Consider the following 16,090-nt stretch of genomic DNA (forward strand, 5'->3'; position numbering starts at 1 on the left):
AACAGAGGAAAGAACTTATGGCTTGGCATGACTATAATTTAGACCAAATGGCGCAAAAATTGGTATTAGATGCTAAAGAACGTGACCCAAAGTCTTTAAATCAGTCTTTTAAAATGCGAGAAGCTGTTGCTTATGGATTAGAAAGATTTTGGGGAGAACATTTGCGTCTGCAAGCAAGAGAAGAGAGTAAATCTCGATATTGGAAAGCAACTTGGGATATTCTGGTCAATACTATGGCTCGTGCTGGTGTCACGATTCCTAACGATCCAGTTCGCGTTGATGATAGCACAGCAGTTAAGACTATGGCACGAAAACTCTGGGGTGAATTAGCAGTAGACAATCGCGGGACTAAATTAACACTAGAAGACCGACAACTTGCTTTAGCAGTCCTCACACAACTATGCGATTCTATCGTGTGGTGGACGCAGCGCTATAAAGGAACTACCAACCTAACTCATGAAGAAGATAACTAGTACATATTATGTTGAATATCTCTAACGTAACTGACAGAGTACCGCTCATGTTCCAAGCTCAAACAAAAGGGCGATCGCAACTTCAATTTATTTCCAAAAATCAAGAACAAGATAGTCAACGTTGGGCTTCAGAATGGACAGAAAAAGCTTATCCTCATCCCCCCAAGTTTGATAAAGAAATTCAAACTCAAACTTACAAAATGAACTGGCGATTTGTCTCTAATGGCGGTCAAGATGAAGGTATTATTCGTCCGGTGATAGGTGCATTTGGCTTGCCATTTTATCCCGGTAGCAGCATGAAAGGCGCTTTTTGTCAAGCTTGTACAGAAGAACAAAAGCAACGATACAGGCTGACAGGTGATGGCGAAAAACCCAGTCTATTGCGCTTTCATGGTGGTTATCCCATTAATGATTGGACAGAGAAATTGATAGATATTGTTCATCCCCAACAAAAATGGCAAGTTGAAGTTAACGATACTGCAGAAAAACCGCAAGGTGAAAGTGGGTTTGCCTTAATTTCTTTGTACGAACCAACTATCGAATTTGGTATTTCTAGTCTAGAGCCTAACACAAATTGGAATGAAGTTTGGGAGATTTGGGAAAAGGCATTAGGTTACGGGATAGGATGCAGAGTTAGCAATGGTTATGGATTTCCTAAAGCCCGTTTAGATGATAATGGGAATATAGAAACATCGCTCGACATCCAGGGAGAAATCCTTTATAGAGTATTCCTGAAAGGTCAAGGACAAGCACCAAAGCTAATTAATAGCGAAGAAAGTGAGTTTCGTCCTAATATTTTTAGAGCATCATTACGCGGTCATGCGCTGCGTATCTTTAGCGGTTTAACAAATGCTGAAACTGCTAGAGATTTAGTAAATACTTTATTTGGTGGTATTGAAGGAGAGGGAACACAGGGGTTATTAGGAATAGCCTTTAAAACATCATCTTTGCATCTAAATACTTTTGCAGAGGGTTATAATGAACCCACTTATAACGTTGCTTGTGAATTGTATTGGCTGTTAACTCAAGCACTTGAAGATGAACAAAAAGAGATATTGAATAAACTTCTGCGAGCATTAATGAGATTTGCAATGCTGCTAGGTGGTTTTGGAAAATCTTGGCGACGTGCTGACCATCGAATATTTTACGAAGATTATTATAATCGTCGTAAACCTTTAATAGGTTGCCATTGGAAATGGGATAGGGGTTCTTTAATCAATGATAATAAAGTCCGCAAGTTAACTCAGGCTACAGGATTTATCAATAATGTACGAGAAATAGCTCAAGAGTGGATGCAGTCGCAAGGCGTTGTACCTAACCCAGATAACAAGGCAAACTGGCGTGAAGCATGGCATTCAGATAACGTTCAAGTTTGGGGAAGGATAGCTGAAGATAGTGGAGATTGTAAAGCTATAACATGGTTGCATCAACCGTTTCAACGATACGATCCTCAAATCAGACAACCTGAACTTAGTATTAAGCAAACATCTGTAACGGGTCGTGTAGAAGGTCGCATCAGCCAAATAGGTAGGCTATGGCATCGAATGTATCCCATAGTTATCCTAAAAAAACCAGAAGAACCTAATGGTAAACCAATTCCTAAAATTACTAACGAGTATATGGAATTTCTGACAATCTTTCCCGATGATTCTCCAGAATGTGATGATTTTTTGAATTTTTTGAACAGAGAAGCCCACAGAACATCACACGAAGATAGGTTTCGGCGACTCTGGTAGATGAGTAAGAAAAAAGCTGACCCACTTAATGATACGGGAACCTGTGGCAGACTATGGCTGTAGGGACATTTGGCGAGGACGGCGAGTTGTTCTTCGAGCTTCGGTGGAAATCTCTATTTCCATTGCCATGCAATACTCAAATTACTAAAGCTCACAACCTAATTTATTGTAGTGGTAAATAGAGATGAACAAGAAAACAGACAACAGAAACATCAGCAAAACAGTAGAATATGGAATTATCGAATTCCGCTCCTCTTTATTCAAACTTCTCTCCGCTCATCTCCTTTTAAGTCTGGTACTCATTTCTTTAGTTTGGACAATTTTCCCTATTCCCTACTTCTTTTGGAAATACTTGCAAATTAAATATAGCAAGTATATTTTAACTAACCAGAGGCTAATTCTGAGAACTGGTATTTTCTGGAGGCAAATAAATTTTCTTGAGCTTTATCGAGTTTCTGATATTCAAGTACAAAGGGGGTTGCTATATCAAATTGTTGATATATTCAGAAGCTGTTTGCATCAAAAGCCTCTGTTGTTAGGAGATATTTGGATATTTAGCACTGATTATTCCCATTCACAAATCTTTCTCGATACAATTCCTAATTCTTTAGGAGTAGCCGAAAAAATTAGGCAAGCCACAAATGAGGAGAAAGATATCAAAAGAGTTTTACGTCGAGATTAAGTTTAGGAACTTTCTAATATATTGCCACTCAGGAGAAAAGTTATGGCTGGTGAAAAAAATTTTGATTTTGACTTCAATTTTAATTATGAGTCAGGAAAAGAAGAAACTCTAGAACGTATTGAAAAACAATGCGATCGCGAAACTAAGGAGATTATTTGGGGATTTTATAAATCTGAAACAATAAATTGTCCCGCTCCACAAAGCAAGAATGAAGAATCGGAGGAGGATGAGGATTATCAAGACAATTCTGAACAGGATGATGTTGATTAGTGGCACAGGATTGATTTATTTAACGGGAGCATCTCAATTGGAAAAAACACGCCCGCGATGTTCGTAATATCATTAACCGTTGTTTTCGACAGATGAAGCAAAGTGGCAATGAATGCGGTACGAGTACCCCCATACCCCTGAGCATCAATAAAAAACCTCTCTGAGTAAGCACGGTACGTTAATTCTTACGTAGAAAAAATCTTGTTCGAGCATTGCAACAGCAAGTTACCTGAAGACAAAAGGGTACAACCGCTAGGCGACCAACGTCGCAGAGCAAGCAAAAGAGGTTTAAAAATTGTCCAAAGCCAAGACGAGGAGCAAGAGAATGATTAACCCATCTACCATTGACTTAAGGGCATTGATGTCACAAAAATGACCGATAAAGAGATGAATAACCAATTTATCGAATTTTATGGATGTGACGAATGACTAATCAACCAGAATCTCTAGAAACCCGTTTAACCCGCTTGGAATCTATTTTCAGTAACGTAGGTGAACAGGTAGCCGCGCATAACAACACCATTGATGTGCTAGTGGCAAACATCCAGCAACTAACTGAAAATGTAAACGCTGTAACCAATCGTGTTGATGTACTTGCAGCACAAGCTGTAGCCGATAGAGCGCAAGCTACAGCCGATAGAGCGCAAGCCGCAGCCGATAGACAGCAAGCCGCCATTGACCGCCAAGAGTTCCGTAGGCAAATAGAACAGCGGCAACGCGAGATACAACAAATCTGGGAATACTTGCGCGATCGCTTCGGGCGGGAGTAGTCCACCGCCACAATCAGGAGTAGCGATCGCCAACGCCAAAAAAGCGGTTAAGCAGATTGACTTAAATCTATGCGTTTACAGTTGCCTACTGTCTATCGTACCCAATAGGGTGGTGCTAGCGTAAATCTACTTTCATAAAATCAAAGTTTCGATTTTTGCTTGGACTTCTTCAATTAAATCTAGATTGGCTTTCTCTACAAACAAAATCTTTCGGATTTTCCAATCGAAAGATTTAATTTGGTCTGTTAAGACTACGCCGATAGTTTTCATTCCATTTGTCAGAACTACTTCAAAACTAAGACCTTTTATGCGTGTAGTGATTGGACACGCTAACACCATTGAAGCCATTTGATTGTATTTAAGCGGTGATAGAACAAATGCAGGGCGATAACCTTGTTGTTCTCGCCCTTGTTGCATCTCAGCGTTTAGTGTTGTGGCAATATCTTCAAAAGACAGCCCTGACTCTTGCAATATAAATGCTCGTTTGACCAAATCAGGAGTCATTTCTTTTGAGCCAAAATCTACTTTAATAATATCGCCTCTATCTGGAATATATGGAATGCTTACCAAATTTCATTCCCCATTGCGACTCCAGTGTCAATTTCAGAATGGAATTTTTCTGGGGTCATTCCATCCAACAATTCATCAAGAGTATATTTTTTTCGTCTTTTTGGTGTAATTACAATATTACATTTGCCTATGCGAAAAATATCAACCATCTTGGTTGTATCGTCAATCGTATAAAGAATTCTGTATTCGCCTTGATCGACACGGTAACCTTCATAACCTTTTAAAGCTATGTGGTCGTGAGGTCTAGGATCGCTACAAAGAGAAAAGATTTTTACACTGACCTGCTTAAATTGTTTAGCAGGTAAGTCTTTCAAGTCTTTTTCCGCAGTCTTAGCAATTCTTAAACTATAGCGTTCATTCATTGCCTCGACTAGCAATAATAGATTCTAAAGTAGTAAAACCATCATTCTCCTCAACTGCACGACGAAGCTCATCAGAATCAATAGCGTCCTCAAGTGCTTCAAGTCGCTTTAAATCTTCTAACCCAATGACAGCTACAGCAGTCTTACCATGACGCTGAATGAGAATGCGCTCACCGCCATACTCAACACGATTGATAATTTCTTGAAAGTTTGCACGAGCATCAGATGCACTTATGACAGTCATAGGGCAACACATTAATTAATAAAGTGGGTCAGCCAAAAATGTACAAAATGTACAATTAGGCTAAAAAAGACAAAAATAGCTTTTTGTACAATTATTCTACTAAATATGTAATACATTTTCCAGATCAAAAAGTAGCTTTTTTGAAAACTCAGTTTTTAAAACTCCTCCCACTCCCCCACACCTAAAATATGCGGGAGGCAAGTAGCCTATAGCGACTCCAGCGTCAATTTCAGAATGGAATTTTTCTGGGGTCATTCCACCCACTATCGTGGAAAATGCATATTCCATCTCCATGCGATAGTAAAGCTGTTGTAAAAAAACACGGATATGTATAGCTATCAAATTCAACTAGAAGGCGAGGTACTGCGAGTCGGGTTTAACCGCACTTTACCAGCTCAGGGCGATACCTTCGGTAAGCTTCGCTAACGCATAGTTAAAGATACCGTAGAATTACTGAACCAGATGATTGATTCTGGAGAAATTACTGGAGGACATCGTCTTCTCATTGACGGGGCGCAATCTGTTGCTGTAGGTTATACCATCGCCCATAAACTCGCTCATTTATACGAAGTCATCGCCGTTCTCGATCCAAAATTGGGTAGTAAAATCAATACAAACACTGGCTCACTGAGATACAAAAACTATATAGTTACTATTTCTCATGGAACATCCTACAAAGTGGGGGATGTGATTGAAACACAAGAAAAGCAACAAGAGCGCAATATTATCAAAGTCGTGTTGTGCGGTCCCCCACATTCTGGAAAATCATGTTTGCGAGAAGGTTTAAAACAGGCGATTTTAGGGACTTTGTATGCACCTTATCCCAGTATTTATCCCTATGTCATTACTGCTTGTCCCGATGGAGAAGGATCGTGGTATCAAAAAACTTACGAGCAAAATCAGGAATTAGCCAAGGATAACAAGCCTTGTCTGAAATCTGAACTTACCCCAGAATTTGCAGAACAAGCTTCAAAATGGGTCACGAGCGCTAACCAGTTAATTAATATTATTGATATTGGTGGTAAAATCACTCCAGAAAACGAGAAAATTATTGCACCAGCAACCCATGCCGTTATCCTTGCAGCTGATACAAATGACTTTGCAGACTGGGAAAAATGTTGTCAAAAATTAAATCTCAAAATTGTTGCCAAGATTCACAGTATTTTACACGCTACTCAAGATGAAGTGTTTCTCCTCGAAGAATGGAAGCTCAACACCGACAAATTACTAGAAACAGCACCTTTACTTACAGGTAGCATACATCGGTTAGAACGGGGAGAAGATTTATCAACTCGTCCAATGATAAAAGCACTAGCTGAAGTTTTGATTCATTTGACGAGATGTTAAGTGAGTTGGCACAATGAAAGTTAAGTTGTCAGGGCAGTCATTTATCATTTGTCATCGGTCATTGGCAAGAGTTTCCAACATATTTACGTTCTGTAACAGACTTTGGTTGATTTCCACCTACCTACTTATGGAGTGGTTGGAGAAAATTTGTAGTTTCAGTAAAGTCAGTATGACAGATTTTACGATGTTGAAAAAAAAATAACGATTAAAGCAAAGGACGAATATAGCGATCGCACATTTTTAAACTCCTCTCAAATACAGATATTTAGTTGTTGTCAAGGTAAAATTATAAACTTAAGGTTGGTGTACTTCACAAGTAGTTAATCCCTTAGCTCTTTTTATAAACTTCTCATCAAAAGTATAAAATTGTGTATGATTTTGACTATTGGCAAGGTGAAAAGCATCCGCAAAATCTAAGCCAGCTTCATGCCATTGCAACGATTAAGCCACTAAACTTGCGTTATTAAGATAAACATTTGGTAAGCCGAAAAGTTTTCTTAAAGCTTCACAAATCTCGACAGGTTTAAATTTATAGGCAAATCTAAGCACCCATTCAGTTTCGAGAATTACAGTGTCGGGTATAAAAACATTCTGTGTTTGAAAAATTTCTAGACTCTTTCGGTATTGTAATTTGTCATCTTGAGCCAAAAAACGTACAATTATATTAGTATCAACTGCCACCATGCCATGATTCCTCTATACCCTGACGAATAGCATCATCCATTTCTTCAATAGTTTTTGGTGTGCTTTGGTATTTTAAGCATCCAGCAACATCAGCCAATGTGGTTTCTAAAAAAGGTTTTTTTGGTTTCAGAAGAATTCCGTCACCCATATCAATTGCTATCAGTTCCTGTCCCACTTCCCAGCCATGAGACTTTCGCAATGGTTCGGGAATCATTACTTGTCCTTCATTGGATATTTTTGTGATTTCCATAATTGAGAGAAGGGAAAATATAATTATCCTGTTGAAATTATAGCAATGTAGGCGATCGCCAATATATTCTACCATTGGTGTGTTACGCAATGCCATCACATCCAAGGCGATCGCGATCCTAGCTACCTTCAATCAAATTGCAAAGGACGCAAAAGTTGAAAATGGGATAATCACGCGCGATCGCCAGATATTGTAGGGTAGGCAAATGCAGATGAATTCGGAATATATTGCCAAATATAGGAATTTTGCCCACCCTACCGACGCAAGTGCCATCGCCGTCAGCCGCACAAAATTTACTTGCTGGTAATATTTTCAGTAAACGAATCAAATGTTCAACAAATATTCGCGATGATGCCATTTCTTTATTTTTCTCTTTTTGCAAGAGAGTTAATTCTCCTTTTTTCGGCTTTTTTGTAGGAGTTTTAATTGATGGCTCTCCAATATAACCTTTATCACCTTGAAATTTTTGATTGGGTTCAAAGTCTTTCTGACTTTCACGAAACAAAGTTATGTCACTTTTTGCTCCTGGTTCTCCAGCAATCACATCAACAATATCTTAACCATTAGGTAGAACAGTAATTTGATTTTTAAAGGTATGGCTTTTCTTTTTAGCAGAGTAATACTTTTTCTGCGGAACAACACTCAAAGTTTCCAACTAATCCGAATTAACCCAATCGGTGGGGTGTACCAAAAGATGAACTAGTAATGCGCGATCACTGGTTTCCAACTAATCCGAATTAACCCAATCGGTGGGGTCTATCTCAGGAGTTGTAGACATGTTTAAAAAGTTTCCAACTAATCCGAATTAACCCAATCGGTGGGGCACTCAAGGAAAAAAAGAAGGAGTCTCTAATGTTTAACGTTTCCAACTAATCCGAATTAACCCAATCGGTGGGGCTGGGTGGTATACCACCCAGTAGCCGCACTAAGTTTCCAACTAATCCGAATTAACCCAATCGGTGGGGAGTTCGTCTAGGAGAGCTTACGCAGTAAGGGTTTCAGCCCCCAAATCGACACCACTGATGGAATTATAGTATATCCTCCCAAAAATTTAGCAAAACACATAGCTCAAACCCTTATATGGTAAGCAATCGACACCACTCAACGAAAAATATAGGGTTTCAGCGATTCAGCGAGTGGTGTCGATGAACATCTGAAAGTAACCCTCAAAGAACCCTCAAACCTAGATAACATAATACTTTGGCGGTGGTTGGGGGGTTTCCCCACCAATAGTTAACACTCTGGACACAGCTTCCTGAGATATCCAATAAAATCGGACATTATCCTCTGCTGGCTTCACTAATTTTTTCACCTGTTCGTAAAGTTGCCGCATTTCCTCCAAACTTAAAAAACATTCAAACACAGAGAATTGAACTCTTCGCCCGTATCCTTCTAGGAAATTGGACAATTTTGTGCGTTTTTTATCATTAGGAATATCATACACTACAAGCACTAACATTTACACTGCTCTTAAAAAAGGTTCATAGAAAACCCCAGATAATAAACTCCGTTTATATCGTCTAACTTGTAATTGAATTGCATGACGATATGTGACTTGAGATTGTAAATCTGGATGAGAAACTTCTTCATTCATTCGGGCTTCAAATTGTTTAAGAAATACTCTTCTTGCTGATTGATTTAAGTACACTCCTCCCGTGCTAGGAACTATGTCAAATTCTTGCGGTTTTAGCAAAGAATGATTAATAATATTTAAAACCAAGCTATCGACAATAACTGACCTCATTTCCTCCATCAAATCAAAAGCTAGATAGGGTTTTTGCTTTTCCCCATAGTGAAAATTACCCAAATAAGGAGAAAGCCCCTCGACAATAATAAAACTCAAGACATTATTAAACAAAAGCGTGTAACCAAAACTTAACAAAGAATTTACCGGGTCAGTGGGCGGTTGACGGTTACGCAGAGAAAATTCAAAATTGGGATTAGTAATTAATTTCCCAAAAGCCGGAAAATATCTCGCAGCAGCTATACCTTCATAACCACGTAAAGTATCTAAATTATCTACTGAATCCAGCGAATCAATATCTTGACTGATTCCAAAGATAGCTTTTTCTACTTCCGCTATCTTGCGCTTGCGGTTCAATCGCAACAAGAGTTGTTTGGAATTCATCAATTTCCCGTAGACGATCGCTTTGGACACATTATACTGAAAATAATCATCATTGCGTCTCTCAACTTGAACGAGCTGGTTTTCTAAATGAGTGGATTCTTCACTCCATAAATGACCGTGATATTGACCGCTTTGACTGAGAAATAAAACAGGAATTTGTTCTTGCAAACAGGCTTGAATCACGGGAGTTGATAGTTGAATATTACCAAAAACAAGAATTTGCTGAACTTCTCGGACAGGAACTTCTAATTTAGGTTTATCAGACACATGAATAACAAAACGCTGATAATCTTTATAGATACTTGTCCCTTGTTCGATGAGATAAATAGCCGCCATTTCTCGATTCCAAATATTTTTTTGAAAAGGGCTGTTATCCTCTTCGCTTTGAGGAGGTAATTCTGTTTCTATTTCTGCAAGAAAAGGTTGATGTAAAGTCGCAATATCTGCCATATTACCTTTCCCAACCTCCAACCCAGGTGCGATCGCTGAGAAACTCTCTTCTCTTTCTGAAGGTGGAACTTCCCAAACTGGGTTCTTATAATCCTCAGGAGAACGAGAATTTATCTGGGAGAGAGATTCTTCAGGGCTTTTTTTTTACTAGTATTCTTTCCTGCTTTTTTTTCTTGCTTATCCTCTATTCCCGACTTCAAAGTAACTTTATTCGCATCTACAGGAAAAATCGCATTTTCTAAAAAACCATGACCTAAAAACCGAAACCCACGCTCAAAACTAGTAATTTGCGTTTTCTCAGTATTTATCGTCAACCCCATCGAATCCAACAGATTGATAATTTCTAACTTAGCCTGTATAATGCGTTCTTGAGAGCGTGATAAAACTAAAAAATCATCAGCATAACGCACGATTTTTAAATCGGTTGCACTGACTAACTCATCAAATTCATGGAGATAAATATTAGCCAGAATTGGAGAAATAACTGCACCTTGAGGTATACCCTTTTGAGGTAAAATTAATCCTTCTTGCGTTAACACTCCCACTGATATCCAAGATTTTATCAAACATAAGATTCCCAGATTATCAATATGTAGCCTAACCTCTTTTAATAACCTGTGATGGTCAATGTTATCAAAAAACTTAACTATATCCGCGTCCAACACCCAAAGATAACCCATATCTCGCCAATCAGCAACTTTCTCCACCGCATTGATATAAGATAAATTAGGGCGATAGGCAAAACTGACAGGAGAAAACTTCTCCTCCATCAACGGAGAAAGCACATTCAATAAAGCTTGTTGTATGATGCGATCGCGAACGGTAGGTATTTTCAACTCTCTTTGAGTGCCATTTTTTTTAGGAATAATCACCTGCTTGCAAGGAAGAGGTTGATAATGACCATTAGCCACAGCATTGAGTAATTGATAAAGATTAACAGTTTGATTGCAAGCAAAATTCCCAATTGTTTCTCCATCAACCCCAGCACAACCGCGATTTTCAGCAACCTTTTCCCAAGCACGTTGAAAATTCTTGATATCCAGAAATTCGCTAGTAAGATCGGTCATATAGCTTACATTTTTTCAGGTATACTTTACTCGTTCAAAAAACTAGTACTCCGCCACATTAATTTTGAGGAACTGTAGAAACTTTGTACTACCTCGTTCCCAGGCTCAGCTTGGGAATGCTAGACTTGAGGCTCTGCCTCCAATACTGCTAGGATAAGGGTCATAATCTCTGTCAAGACGCTTCAAACAGCCAATACTACTCGGAAAAGAATTGTTGTGGGTTGGGCAAACCATTGGAGAAACTCAACAAATGTCTGCAAATGTTGGGTTTCGTTCCTCAAACGCCACATCGCTCAACTCTGGAAACCAGAGCACGCGAGTGGCTCCCCAACCTACGTATTTTCGTATTTTTAACCAAAACCTACGCAGTATTGCTTCAAACAGCGCGTCTCTACATATTGGAAAATTGTGCTAACAAACCTTAACCGACAAGTATTAGCTCTACCTCCTGTATCGCGAGGCGGAGCCTCTAGTAATGCATTCCCAGGCTGAGCCTGGGAACGAGAGAGTGGTCAGGTGGTCACTGTTCACTGTTCACTGTTCACTGGTCACTGTTCACTGTTCACTGTTTACTGTTAAACTTGCTAACAACGTCGTTTAATTCCCGTACTAACCAAGAATTAGGATCGGTGGTTAAAAAGAATTCTGCTAGAGTGCGGTAGTACCATAACGTTCCTTCCTTACCACCTTTAAACTTTTCCCAAGTTGCTTCCCCTTCCCTATCCAAATCTCTTAAAATAGAACGCGCATTATGCAATTTATCTGCTAGCGCTACTCTGCGAACTGAAGCGGAAGCATAACGCAATTTTTCAATGTATTGCTCTTTGCGTTCTTTCCAAGGCGGTTTTGGTATGGTATCTGCATCGGTACAACCATCAACGATTTCGATGACTCTTTCACCAAACATATTTAAAATGGCTTCGCGGGTTTCTTTCCCTCCTTGGTCTTCCACAGCATCGTGTAATAATGCTGATATCGCTTCATCTTCATCCCCGCCATCTTCCAAGACTAACGCTGCTACACTTAACAGATGACTGATATAAGGTACCTTACTTCCCTTTCTAGTTTGTTTGGCGTGGAGTCTGGTAGCGTAAACTAAAGCTTGTTCAAAACGATTCGTTAATTTCGATGCGTCCGTGGCGTTTGTGTTCATACTGTTGCGATTATTTATAAAATTTGTAAGTCGCTTCGATGTCTGTTGTCATGCGGTGTCGTAAATCCCAAGGTAAAATCACTTCTACCTTCGGTCCCCAGGCTCGCAAACGCATGACAATATTGTTATCATCAGCACGGTAATTGACTTTACAGTAAATATCTGTTTTCGATCGCGATCGCACAGTGGAAAGCAGATATTTTTGTTCTGCTGATGCTGTAGAAGTGTAAGATTTTACTAATTGTTCTACCTGTTGATGGGAAATTCTTGTAAACATTTCATCCCGTTCGGTTCCTTTGATGTTATTTTCATGAAAATAATAGTCAAATCTTAAGACTAGTAACTTTTGTGGTTGGTGGATATCAAATCCCCAAGCTTCTGACATTTTTTCTTTAATATCATCAGGAGTTGGTGGATATTTCCCTTGACATTTATCTAGAAACTGTTTGGGAATATTTGCATCCTCTAAATCTTTTGGTAATTCATCTAACTGAAGAATTCGGTCAAGGCGATAATCATACCAATTGATTTGACTCCAACTATTTTCCTGTTCTCGCTTGGGAACTTGACCGTAAGCAAAGAGATAAGGTGCGCGTTGGTAATAGTAAATGCAAACTGGATAAACAATACAATCGACAGTATCCTGATATAGTTTGACACTCTGATATGTCAATTTCACCAATGGAATCTTATCATGTTGCCAAAGTTTTTTTAATTGCTCTTGCAGTGCTTCTACATCATCAGTTCGCTTTGCATGGACTATATATTCTGCATGAATAAAAAATCTTTGAACACCATTAATTGGTTGAGATAAGGAATTATTAAAAGCAGATAGTTCTTCATTAGTAAACTGGTTAGAAGTCATTTCTATCTTTCTCAGACGGTCTAAGAAACCTTCAGGAAACTTTTCTATTTTCAAATATGTCTCTTGATTTTTTCTTCCTTTATTGTTTGCTGTTCTTAGCCATCCCAAATTCACTAAGCATTGAAAATCATTTTCTTGTAAATTTCGACTGGTGACCGCAAACAAACGTCCATCAGATAAAACTTTAGAAAAGCGTTTAGATTTTTGACTGTTGCTACCAGTCACTGAATCTTTGTTCTGTTGGCTCTTTTCCGTAGAATTATTAATTATTCCCTCCAACAATAAACTTTTCAATTCCTCAGGTTGGATGGAATAGTATTTTTGGAATGACTGAGACCATTGATTTTCCTCAATATTCAAACTTGAGAGACATGATGCAAACAACCAATAAGTTAATTTTGTAGCACAGCGACATTCTCCATTGTGTAAGATTGGAGTCTTATCCCGTGAATGTTCTTTTGCTGCATTTAGAAAAAATAAATCACGCCATTGAAGAAAGGTAAATTCTTCTTCTAAATCTAATTTAACTTCATCAACATCATCTCCATAAATAGAACGTAAAATAACCCATAGTCTGACTGCTTTCGCTAAATGTTGTTTTAAGGAACCTGGCGCTAACAATTTTAAGACTTCCACACTGGGAAGATAGTTAAAAACTTCTCTCTTCATGGTGTTGGCTGCTGGTGGGTGTATGTTTATAGATTAGCAGCAGGTGGAAAATGCTATTTCCAGGTCGAAAGCTCCGCGTGCGAAAAAATTACCCCCCTCTGTCCCCCCTTACCAAGGGGGGATGAAAGGGGGGTCCCACATTTGTCCCCCCTTACCAAGGGGGGATGAAAGGGGGGTCCCACATTTGTCCCCCCTTACTAAGGGGGGATGAAAGGGGGGTGTACTTCATTTAACTGAGGCATTCCCAGGCGGAGCCTGGGAACGAGGTGAGGGGGCGAACTCACATTAAGAAAGATTTTCAATTTCTACAGGTTCAACTGGTTCAGCTAGTTCAAAGCCAAAAATTCGCGAGTAGAAGTACAGTTCCCCATCTAAGGCGCGTTTGATATTCTGGGCATTGCGGAAGCCATGCTGCTCGCCCTCAAAAGCAACATAGGCTACAGGTAAACCTTTACGCCGTAGAGCTTCGACCATTGCTTCAGCTTGGTTGGGCGGGACAATCTTATCTTCCAATCCTTGAAAGAAGATCGCCGGACAGGCAAGACGCTCTGTAAAATGGATAGGCGATCGCTCCTGATAGAGTTGACGTTGTTGTGGGTACGAACCTATGAGACCATCCAAATACCGGGACTCGAATTTATGTGTATCCCTTGCCAGAGCTTCGGTATCACTCACTCCATAGTAGCTTGCTCCGGCTTTAAATGTGTCTCGGAAAGTTAAGGCACAAAGCGTTGTATAACCACCTGCACTCCCGCCAGAAATTGCTAAGCGATTTGCGTCTACTTCCCCCCGTTCTACTAAATAAAGCCCACCACAGACACAATCATCAACATCCGCAATTCCCCATTGACCATTTAGCTTTTGCCGATACTTGCGACCATAGCCCGTACTACCACGGTAATTCACATCAAGAACTGCTATACCTCGACTAGTCCAGTACTGAATGCTAAAGTTGAGGCTGCTTGAAGTTGCTGCTGTTGGTCCGCCATGGCTTTTAACCAGTAAGGGAGGTTTTTCACCAGCCGGGGCGGTGTAATCTTGGTTTTGTGGCGGGTAGAATAGAGCATAAGCTGTGTCTCCGTTGGATGTTGGGAACTCAATTGCTTGAGGTAGCGAAAGATAACCTGTATCTATGGTTATTTCACTAGAACGACGTAAAATCTCAAGTTCTCTTGTCTCTAAATCCATCTGCACGATCGCTCTTGATTGGGTAGCAGAAGAACCAATAAAGAATACTCGTCCGGAGGCTGCATATAGCGAATCAATTTGCGTGTAAGGAACTTCTATCTGCTCCAGATTACCTGTTGTTGTATCAAGGCTTGCCAAATACCATATACCTTGCTGAGTATAAGAGCAAATGATGCGGTTAGTTGACTCGATTGCATAGGTGGACATCCCCAGTAGCCATTGGGGTTTGCCAAATTCAGCCTCCATTTGAGTGAGTGGTTCCACATGACCATTTCGCCACCGATAGAGATTCCACCAGCCTGTTTTGTCAGAAATAAAGTACAAGTCGCCATCTGGTGACCATTGCGGTTGGAAAATGGATTCCTCTGAACCGCCTGCAATTCGTTCGGTATTTCCTACAGAACCGTCTGCTTGCAATTCTCCAACCCACAGTTCTGTACTATCCCAGGGCATATTGGGATGATTCCATGTTATCCAAGCCAAGCGATCGCCATCTGGGCTAAGGCGAGGTGCAGCATAGAAGTCATTGCCGTAGACTAATATTTGAGGATTGCCATCTCCCCCTAGTTCTAAGCTAACAAGTGTGTTGATTGGTTCGCGTCCGCCAACAGTATGGTCTTCGGACACGCAAATAATCCGGTGTCTTTTGCGGTCAAACACACCATCTGCATAGCGTATAGTTGCTTCAGGTGTGACGGGAGAGGGTTGTTTTTCAACATCTTGACGATAAAGACGTTGATCGGCAAAATTGGAAAAGTAAATCGTGCGATCGGCAACTAAGAAAGAGCCTCCTCCATACTCGTGGACGCGAGTTCGCACATTGAAGGGAGTGGGTGTCACATCAAGAATTTGACCATCTGCTGCTCGTCGGACAACAACAGTCCGTCCTTGCTCCCAAGGACGCAACTCGCTCCAGTATATGTCTTCACCATCAAAAGCAATTTGTCCTAATCCGGTCGTGCTTGAAGTTAGCAAATCTGTTGTGATGGGCGATCGCCAAGACCCAAATGGTGCTACTTGTGGTTTTAAAATACTCATAAGAAGTTACAACGCGAAAGGGGAGATTCAGTTAGAAAATTCTTATACATGATAGAAGATTTATCCTGAAAGTACTCTAGGTTGCTGTGTTAGATTGATACAAATAGAACCTTTCTCAGCGTCAAAGTAAGGTTCTCAACAGAT

Annotated in this window: 18 protein-coding genes and 1 CRISPR repeat array; of the genes, 6 read left to right on the plus strand and 12 right to left on the minus strand. The window is 39.9% G+C overall.

Annotated features, from left to right (window positions below; all coding sequences use genetic code 11):
* The first annotated feature begins 17 nt into the window (after nucleotides 1-17).
* The 5 genes from F7734_RS34895 to F7734_RS34915 all read left to right on the plus strand — a co-directional run bounded on the left by F7734_RS34895 (nucleotide 18) and on the right by F7734_RS34915 (nucleotide 3,931).
* Nucleotides 18-473 (plus strand): hypothetical protein, encoded by a 456-nt coding sequence (locus F7734_RS34895; protein WP_155749098.1) that lies wholly within the window; start codon nucleotides 18-20, stop codon nucleotides 471-473.
* Between the two features lie 8 nt (nucleotides 474-481).
* On the plus strand, nucleotides 482-2,209 hold the full coding sequence (locus tag F7734_RS34900) for an RAMP superfamily protein (RefSeq protein WP_155749099.1): 1,728 nt from the start codon (nucleotides 482-484) through the stop codon (nucleotides 2,207-2,209).
* A gap of 184 nt (nucleotides 2,210-2,393) precedes the next feature.
* The gene (locus F7734_RS34905) at nucleotides 2,394-2,891 is read left to right on the plus strand and encodes a PH domain-containing protein (RefSeq protein WP_155749100.1); all 498 of its coding nucleotides are present in this window, start codon (nucleotides 2,394-2,396) and stop codon (nucleotides 2,889-2,891) included.
* 42 nt (nucleotides 2,892-2,933) lie between these two features.
* Nucleotides 2,934-3,161 carry a hypothetical protein gene (locus F7734_RS34910; RefSeq protein WP_155749101.1) on the plus strand — a complete coding sequence of 76 codons (228 nt, stop codon included), beginning with the start codon at nucleotides 2,934-2,936 and terminating at the stop codon, nucleotides 3,159-3,161.
* Between the two features lie 425 nt (nucleotides 3,162-3,586).
* On the plus strand, nucleotides 3,587-3,931 hold the full coding sequence (locus F7734_RS34915; protein WP_155749102.1) for a hypothetical protein: 345 nt from the start codon (nucleotides 3,587-3,589) through the stop codon (nucleotides 3,929-3,931).
* Between the two features lie 132 nt (nucleotides 3,932-4,063).
* Here the strand turns inward: F7734_RS34915 and F7734_RS34920 are convergent, their stop codons facing one another.
* From F7734_RS34920 to F7734_RS34930, 3 genes are read right to left on the minus strand one after another with little or no spacing between them, the layout of a single operon-like run.
* A complete protein-coding gene (locus tag F7734_RS34920) occupies nucleotides 4,064-4,501 on the minus strand; it encodes a type II toxin-antitoxin system PemK/MazF family toxin (protein WP_243147248.1) in 438 nt (145 codons plus the stop codon).
* Complete coding sequence (locus F7734_RS34925; RefSeq protein ID WP_155749103.1) at nucleotides 4,495-4,863, minus strand: type II toxin-antitoxin system RelE/ParE family toxin; 369 nt, start codon at nucleotides 4,861-4,863, stop codon at nucleotides 4,495-4,497. Before F7734_RS34925 ends, F7734_RS34920 begins: the two co-directional genes overlap by 7 nt.
* A complete protein-coding gene (locus tag F7734_RS34930) occupies nucleotides 4,856-5,107 on the minus strand; it encodes a type II toxin-antitoxin system Phd/YefM family antitoxin (RefSeq protein WP_155749104.1) in 252 nt (83 codons plus the stop codon). The genes F7734_RS34925 and F7734_RS34930 overlap by 8 nt, the downstream gene beginning before the upstream one ends.
* Before the next feature lie 462 nt (nucleotides 5,108-5,569).
* Here F7734_RS34930 and F7734_RS34935 point away from each other — a divergent pair, with 462 nt between their 5' ends.
* Nucleotides 5,570-6,454 (plus strand): CRISPR-associated protein Csx3, encoded by an 885-nt coding sequence (locus F7734_RS34935; RefSeq protein WP_347566338.1) that lies wholly within the window; start codon nucleotides 5,570-5,572, stop codon nucleotides 6,452-6,454.
* 441 nt (nucleotides 6,455-6,895) lie between these two features.
* Here the strand turns inward: F7734_RS34935 and F7734_RS64150 are convergent, their stop codons facing one another.
* The 9 genes from F7734_RS64150 to F7734_RS34980 all read right to left on the minus strand — a co-directional run bounded on the left by F7734_RS64150 (nucleotide 6,896) and on the right by F7734_RS34980 (nucleotide 15,946).
* Nucleotides 6,896-7,138 carry a type II toxin-antitoxin system VapC family toxin gene (locus F7734_RS64150; RefSeq protein ID WP_243147249.1) on the minus strand — a complete coding sequence of 81 codons (243 nt, stop codon included), beginning with the start codon at nucleotides 7,136-7,138 and terminating at the stop codon, nucleotides 6,896-6,898.
* A complete protein-coding gene (locus F7734_RS34945) occupies nucleotides 7,125-7,388 on the minus strand; it encodes an AbrB/MazE/SpoVT family DNA-binding domain-containing protein (RefSeq protein WP_155749122.1) in 264 nt (87 codons plus the stop codon). The genes F7734_RS64150 and F7734_RS34945 overlap by 14 nt, the downstream gene beginning before the upstream one ends.
* Before the next feature lie 118 nt (nucleotides 7,389-7,506).
* Nucleotides 7,507-7,932, minus strand: a complete 426-nt coding sequence (locus F7734_RS64155) for a transposase family protein (RefSeq protein ID WP_347566339.1) — start codon at nucleotides 7,930-7,932, stop codon at nucleotides 7,507-7,509.
* A gap of 103 nt (nucleotides 7,933-8,035) precedes the next feature.
* Nucleotides 8,036-8,353: direct repeats of the CRISPR family, unit length 36 nt; unit sequence GTTTCCAACTAATCCGAATTAACCCAATCGGTGGGG.
* A gap of 218 nt (nucleotides 8,354-8,571) precedes the next feature.
* A complete protein-coding gene (cas2, locus tag F7734_RS34955) occupies nucleotides 8,572-8,847 on the minus strand; it encodes a CRISPR-associated endonuclease Cas2 (RefSeq protein ID WP_155749105.1) in 276 nt (91 codons plus the stop codon).
* Nucleotides 8,848-9,966, minus strand: a complete 1,119-nt coding sequence (gene cas1 / locus F7734_RS34960; RefSeq protein ID WP_155749106.1) for a CRISPR-associated endonuclease Cas1 — start codon at nucleotides 9,964-9,966, stop codon at nucleotides 8,848-8,850.
* A 110-nt stretch (nucleotides 9,967-10,076) separates the two neighbouring features.
* Nucleotides 10,077-11,033, minus strand: a complete 957-nt coding sequence (locus tag F7734_RS34965) for a reverse transcriptase domain-containing protein (RefSeq protein ID WP_155749107.1) — start codon at nucleotides 11,031-11,033, stop codon at nucleotides 10,077-10,079.
* Nucleotides 11,034-11,595: 562 nt separating this feature from the next.
* Entirely contained in the window at nucleotides 11,596-12,186 is a 591-nt protein-coding gene (locus tag F7734_RS34970) for an HD domain-containing protein (RefSeq protein ID WP_155749108.1), read from the minus strand.
* A gap of 10 nt (nucleotides 12,187-12,196) precedes the next feature.
* Nucleotides 12,197-13,720: a TIGR03985 family CRISPR-associated protein gene (locus F7734_RS34975; RefSeq protein ID WP_155749109.1), complete on the minus strand. Its 1,524-nt coding sequence runs from the start codon at nucleotides 13,718-13,720 to the stop codon at nucleotides 12,197-12,199.
* A gap of 285 nt (nucleotides 13,721-14,005) precedes the next feature.
* Nucleotides 14,006-15,946: a S9 family peptidase gene (locus F7734_RS34980; RefSeq protein ID WP_155749110.1), complete on the minus strand. Its 1,941-nt coding sequence runs from the start codon at nucleotides 15,944-15,946 to the stop codon at nucleotides 14,006-14,008.
* Nucleotides 15,947-16,090: the final 144 nt, after the last annotated feature.

The sequence above is a fragment of the Scytonema sp. UIC 10036 genome, assembly GCF_009725235.1.

Coding starts and splice junctions, on each gene's coding strand:
- F7734_RS34895 (WP_155749098.1), top strand. CDS start 18: ATGGCTTGGCATGACTATAATTTAGACCAAATGGCGCAAAAATTGGTA.
- F7734_RS34900 (WP_155749099.1), top strand. CDS start 482: ATGTTGAATATCTCTAACGTAACTGACAGAGTACCGCTCATGTTCCAA.
- F7734_RS34905 (WP_155749100.1), top strand. CDS start 2,394: ATGAACAAGAAAACAGACAACAGAAACATCAGCAAAACAGTAGAATAT.
- F7734_RS34910 (WP_155749101.1), top strand. CDS start 2,934: ATGGCTGGTGAAAAAAATTTTGATTTTGACTTCAATTTTAATTATGAG.
- F7734_RS34915 (WP_155749102.1), top strand. CDS start 3,587: ATGACTAATCAACCAGAATCTCTAGAAACCCGTTTAACCCGCTTGGAA.
- F7734_RS34925 (WP_155749103.1), bottom strand. CDS start 4,863: ATGAATGAACGCTATAGTTTAAGAATTGCTAAGACTGCGGAAAAAGAC.
- F7734_RS34930 (WP_155749104.1), bottom strand. CDS start 5,107: ATGACTGTCATAAGTGCATCTGATGCTCGTGCAAACTTTCAAGAAATT.
- F7734_RS34935 (WP_347566338.1), top strand. CDS start 5,570: ATGATTGATTCTGGAGAAATTACTGGAGGACATCGTCTTCTCATTGAC.
- F7734_RS64150 (WP_243147249.1), bottom strand. CDS start 7,138: ATGGTGGCAGTTGATACTAATATAATTGTACGTTTTTTGGCTCAAGAT.
- F7734_RS34945 (WP_155749122.1), bottom strand. CDS start 7,388: ATGGAAATCACAAAAATATCCAATGAAGGACAAGTAATGATTCCCGAA.
- cas2 (WP_155749105.1), bottom strand. CDS start 8,847: ATGTTAGTGCTTGTAGTGTATGATATTCCTAATGATAAAAAACGCACA.
- cas1 (WP_155749106.1), bottom strand. CDS start 9,966: ATGGCAGATATTGCGACTTTACATCAACCTTTTCTTGCAGAAATAGAA.
- F7734_RS34965 (WP_155749107.1), bottom strand. CDS start 11,033: ATGACCGATCTTACTAGCGAATTTCTGGATATCAAGAATTTTCAACGT.
- F7734_RS34970 (WP_155749108.1), bottom strand. CDS start 12,186: ATGAACACAAACGCCACGGACGCATCGAAATTAACGAATCGTTTTGAA.
- F7734_RS34975 (WP_155749109.1), bottom strand. CDS start 13,720: ATGAAGAGAGAAGTTTTTAACTATCTTCCCAGTGTGGAAGTCTTAAAA.
- F7734_RS34980 (WP_155749110.1), bottom strand. CDS start 15,946: ATGAGTATTTTAAAACCACAAGTAGCACCATTTGGGTCTTGGCGATCG.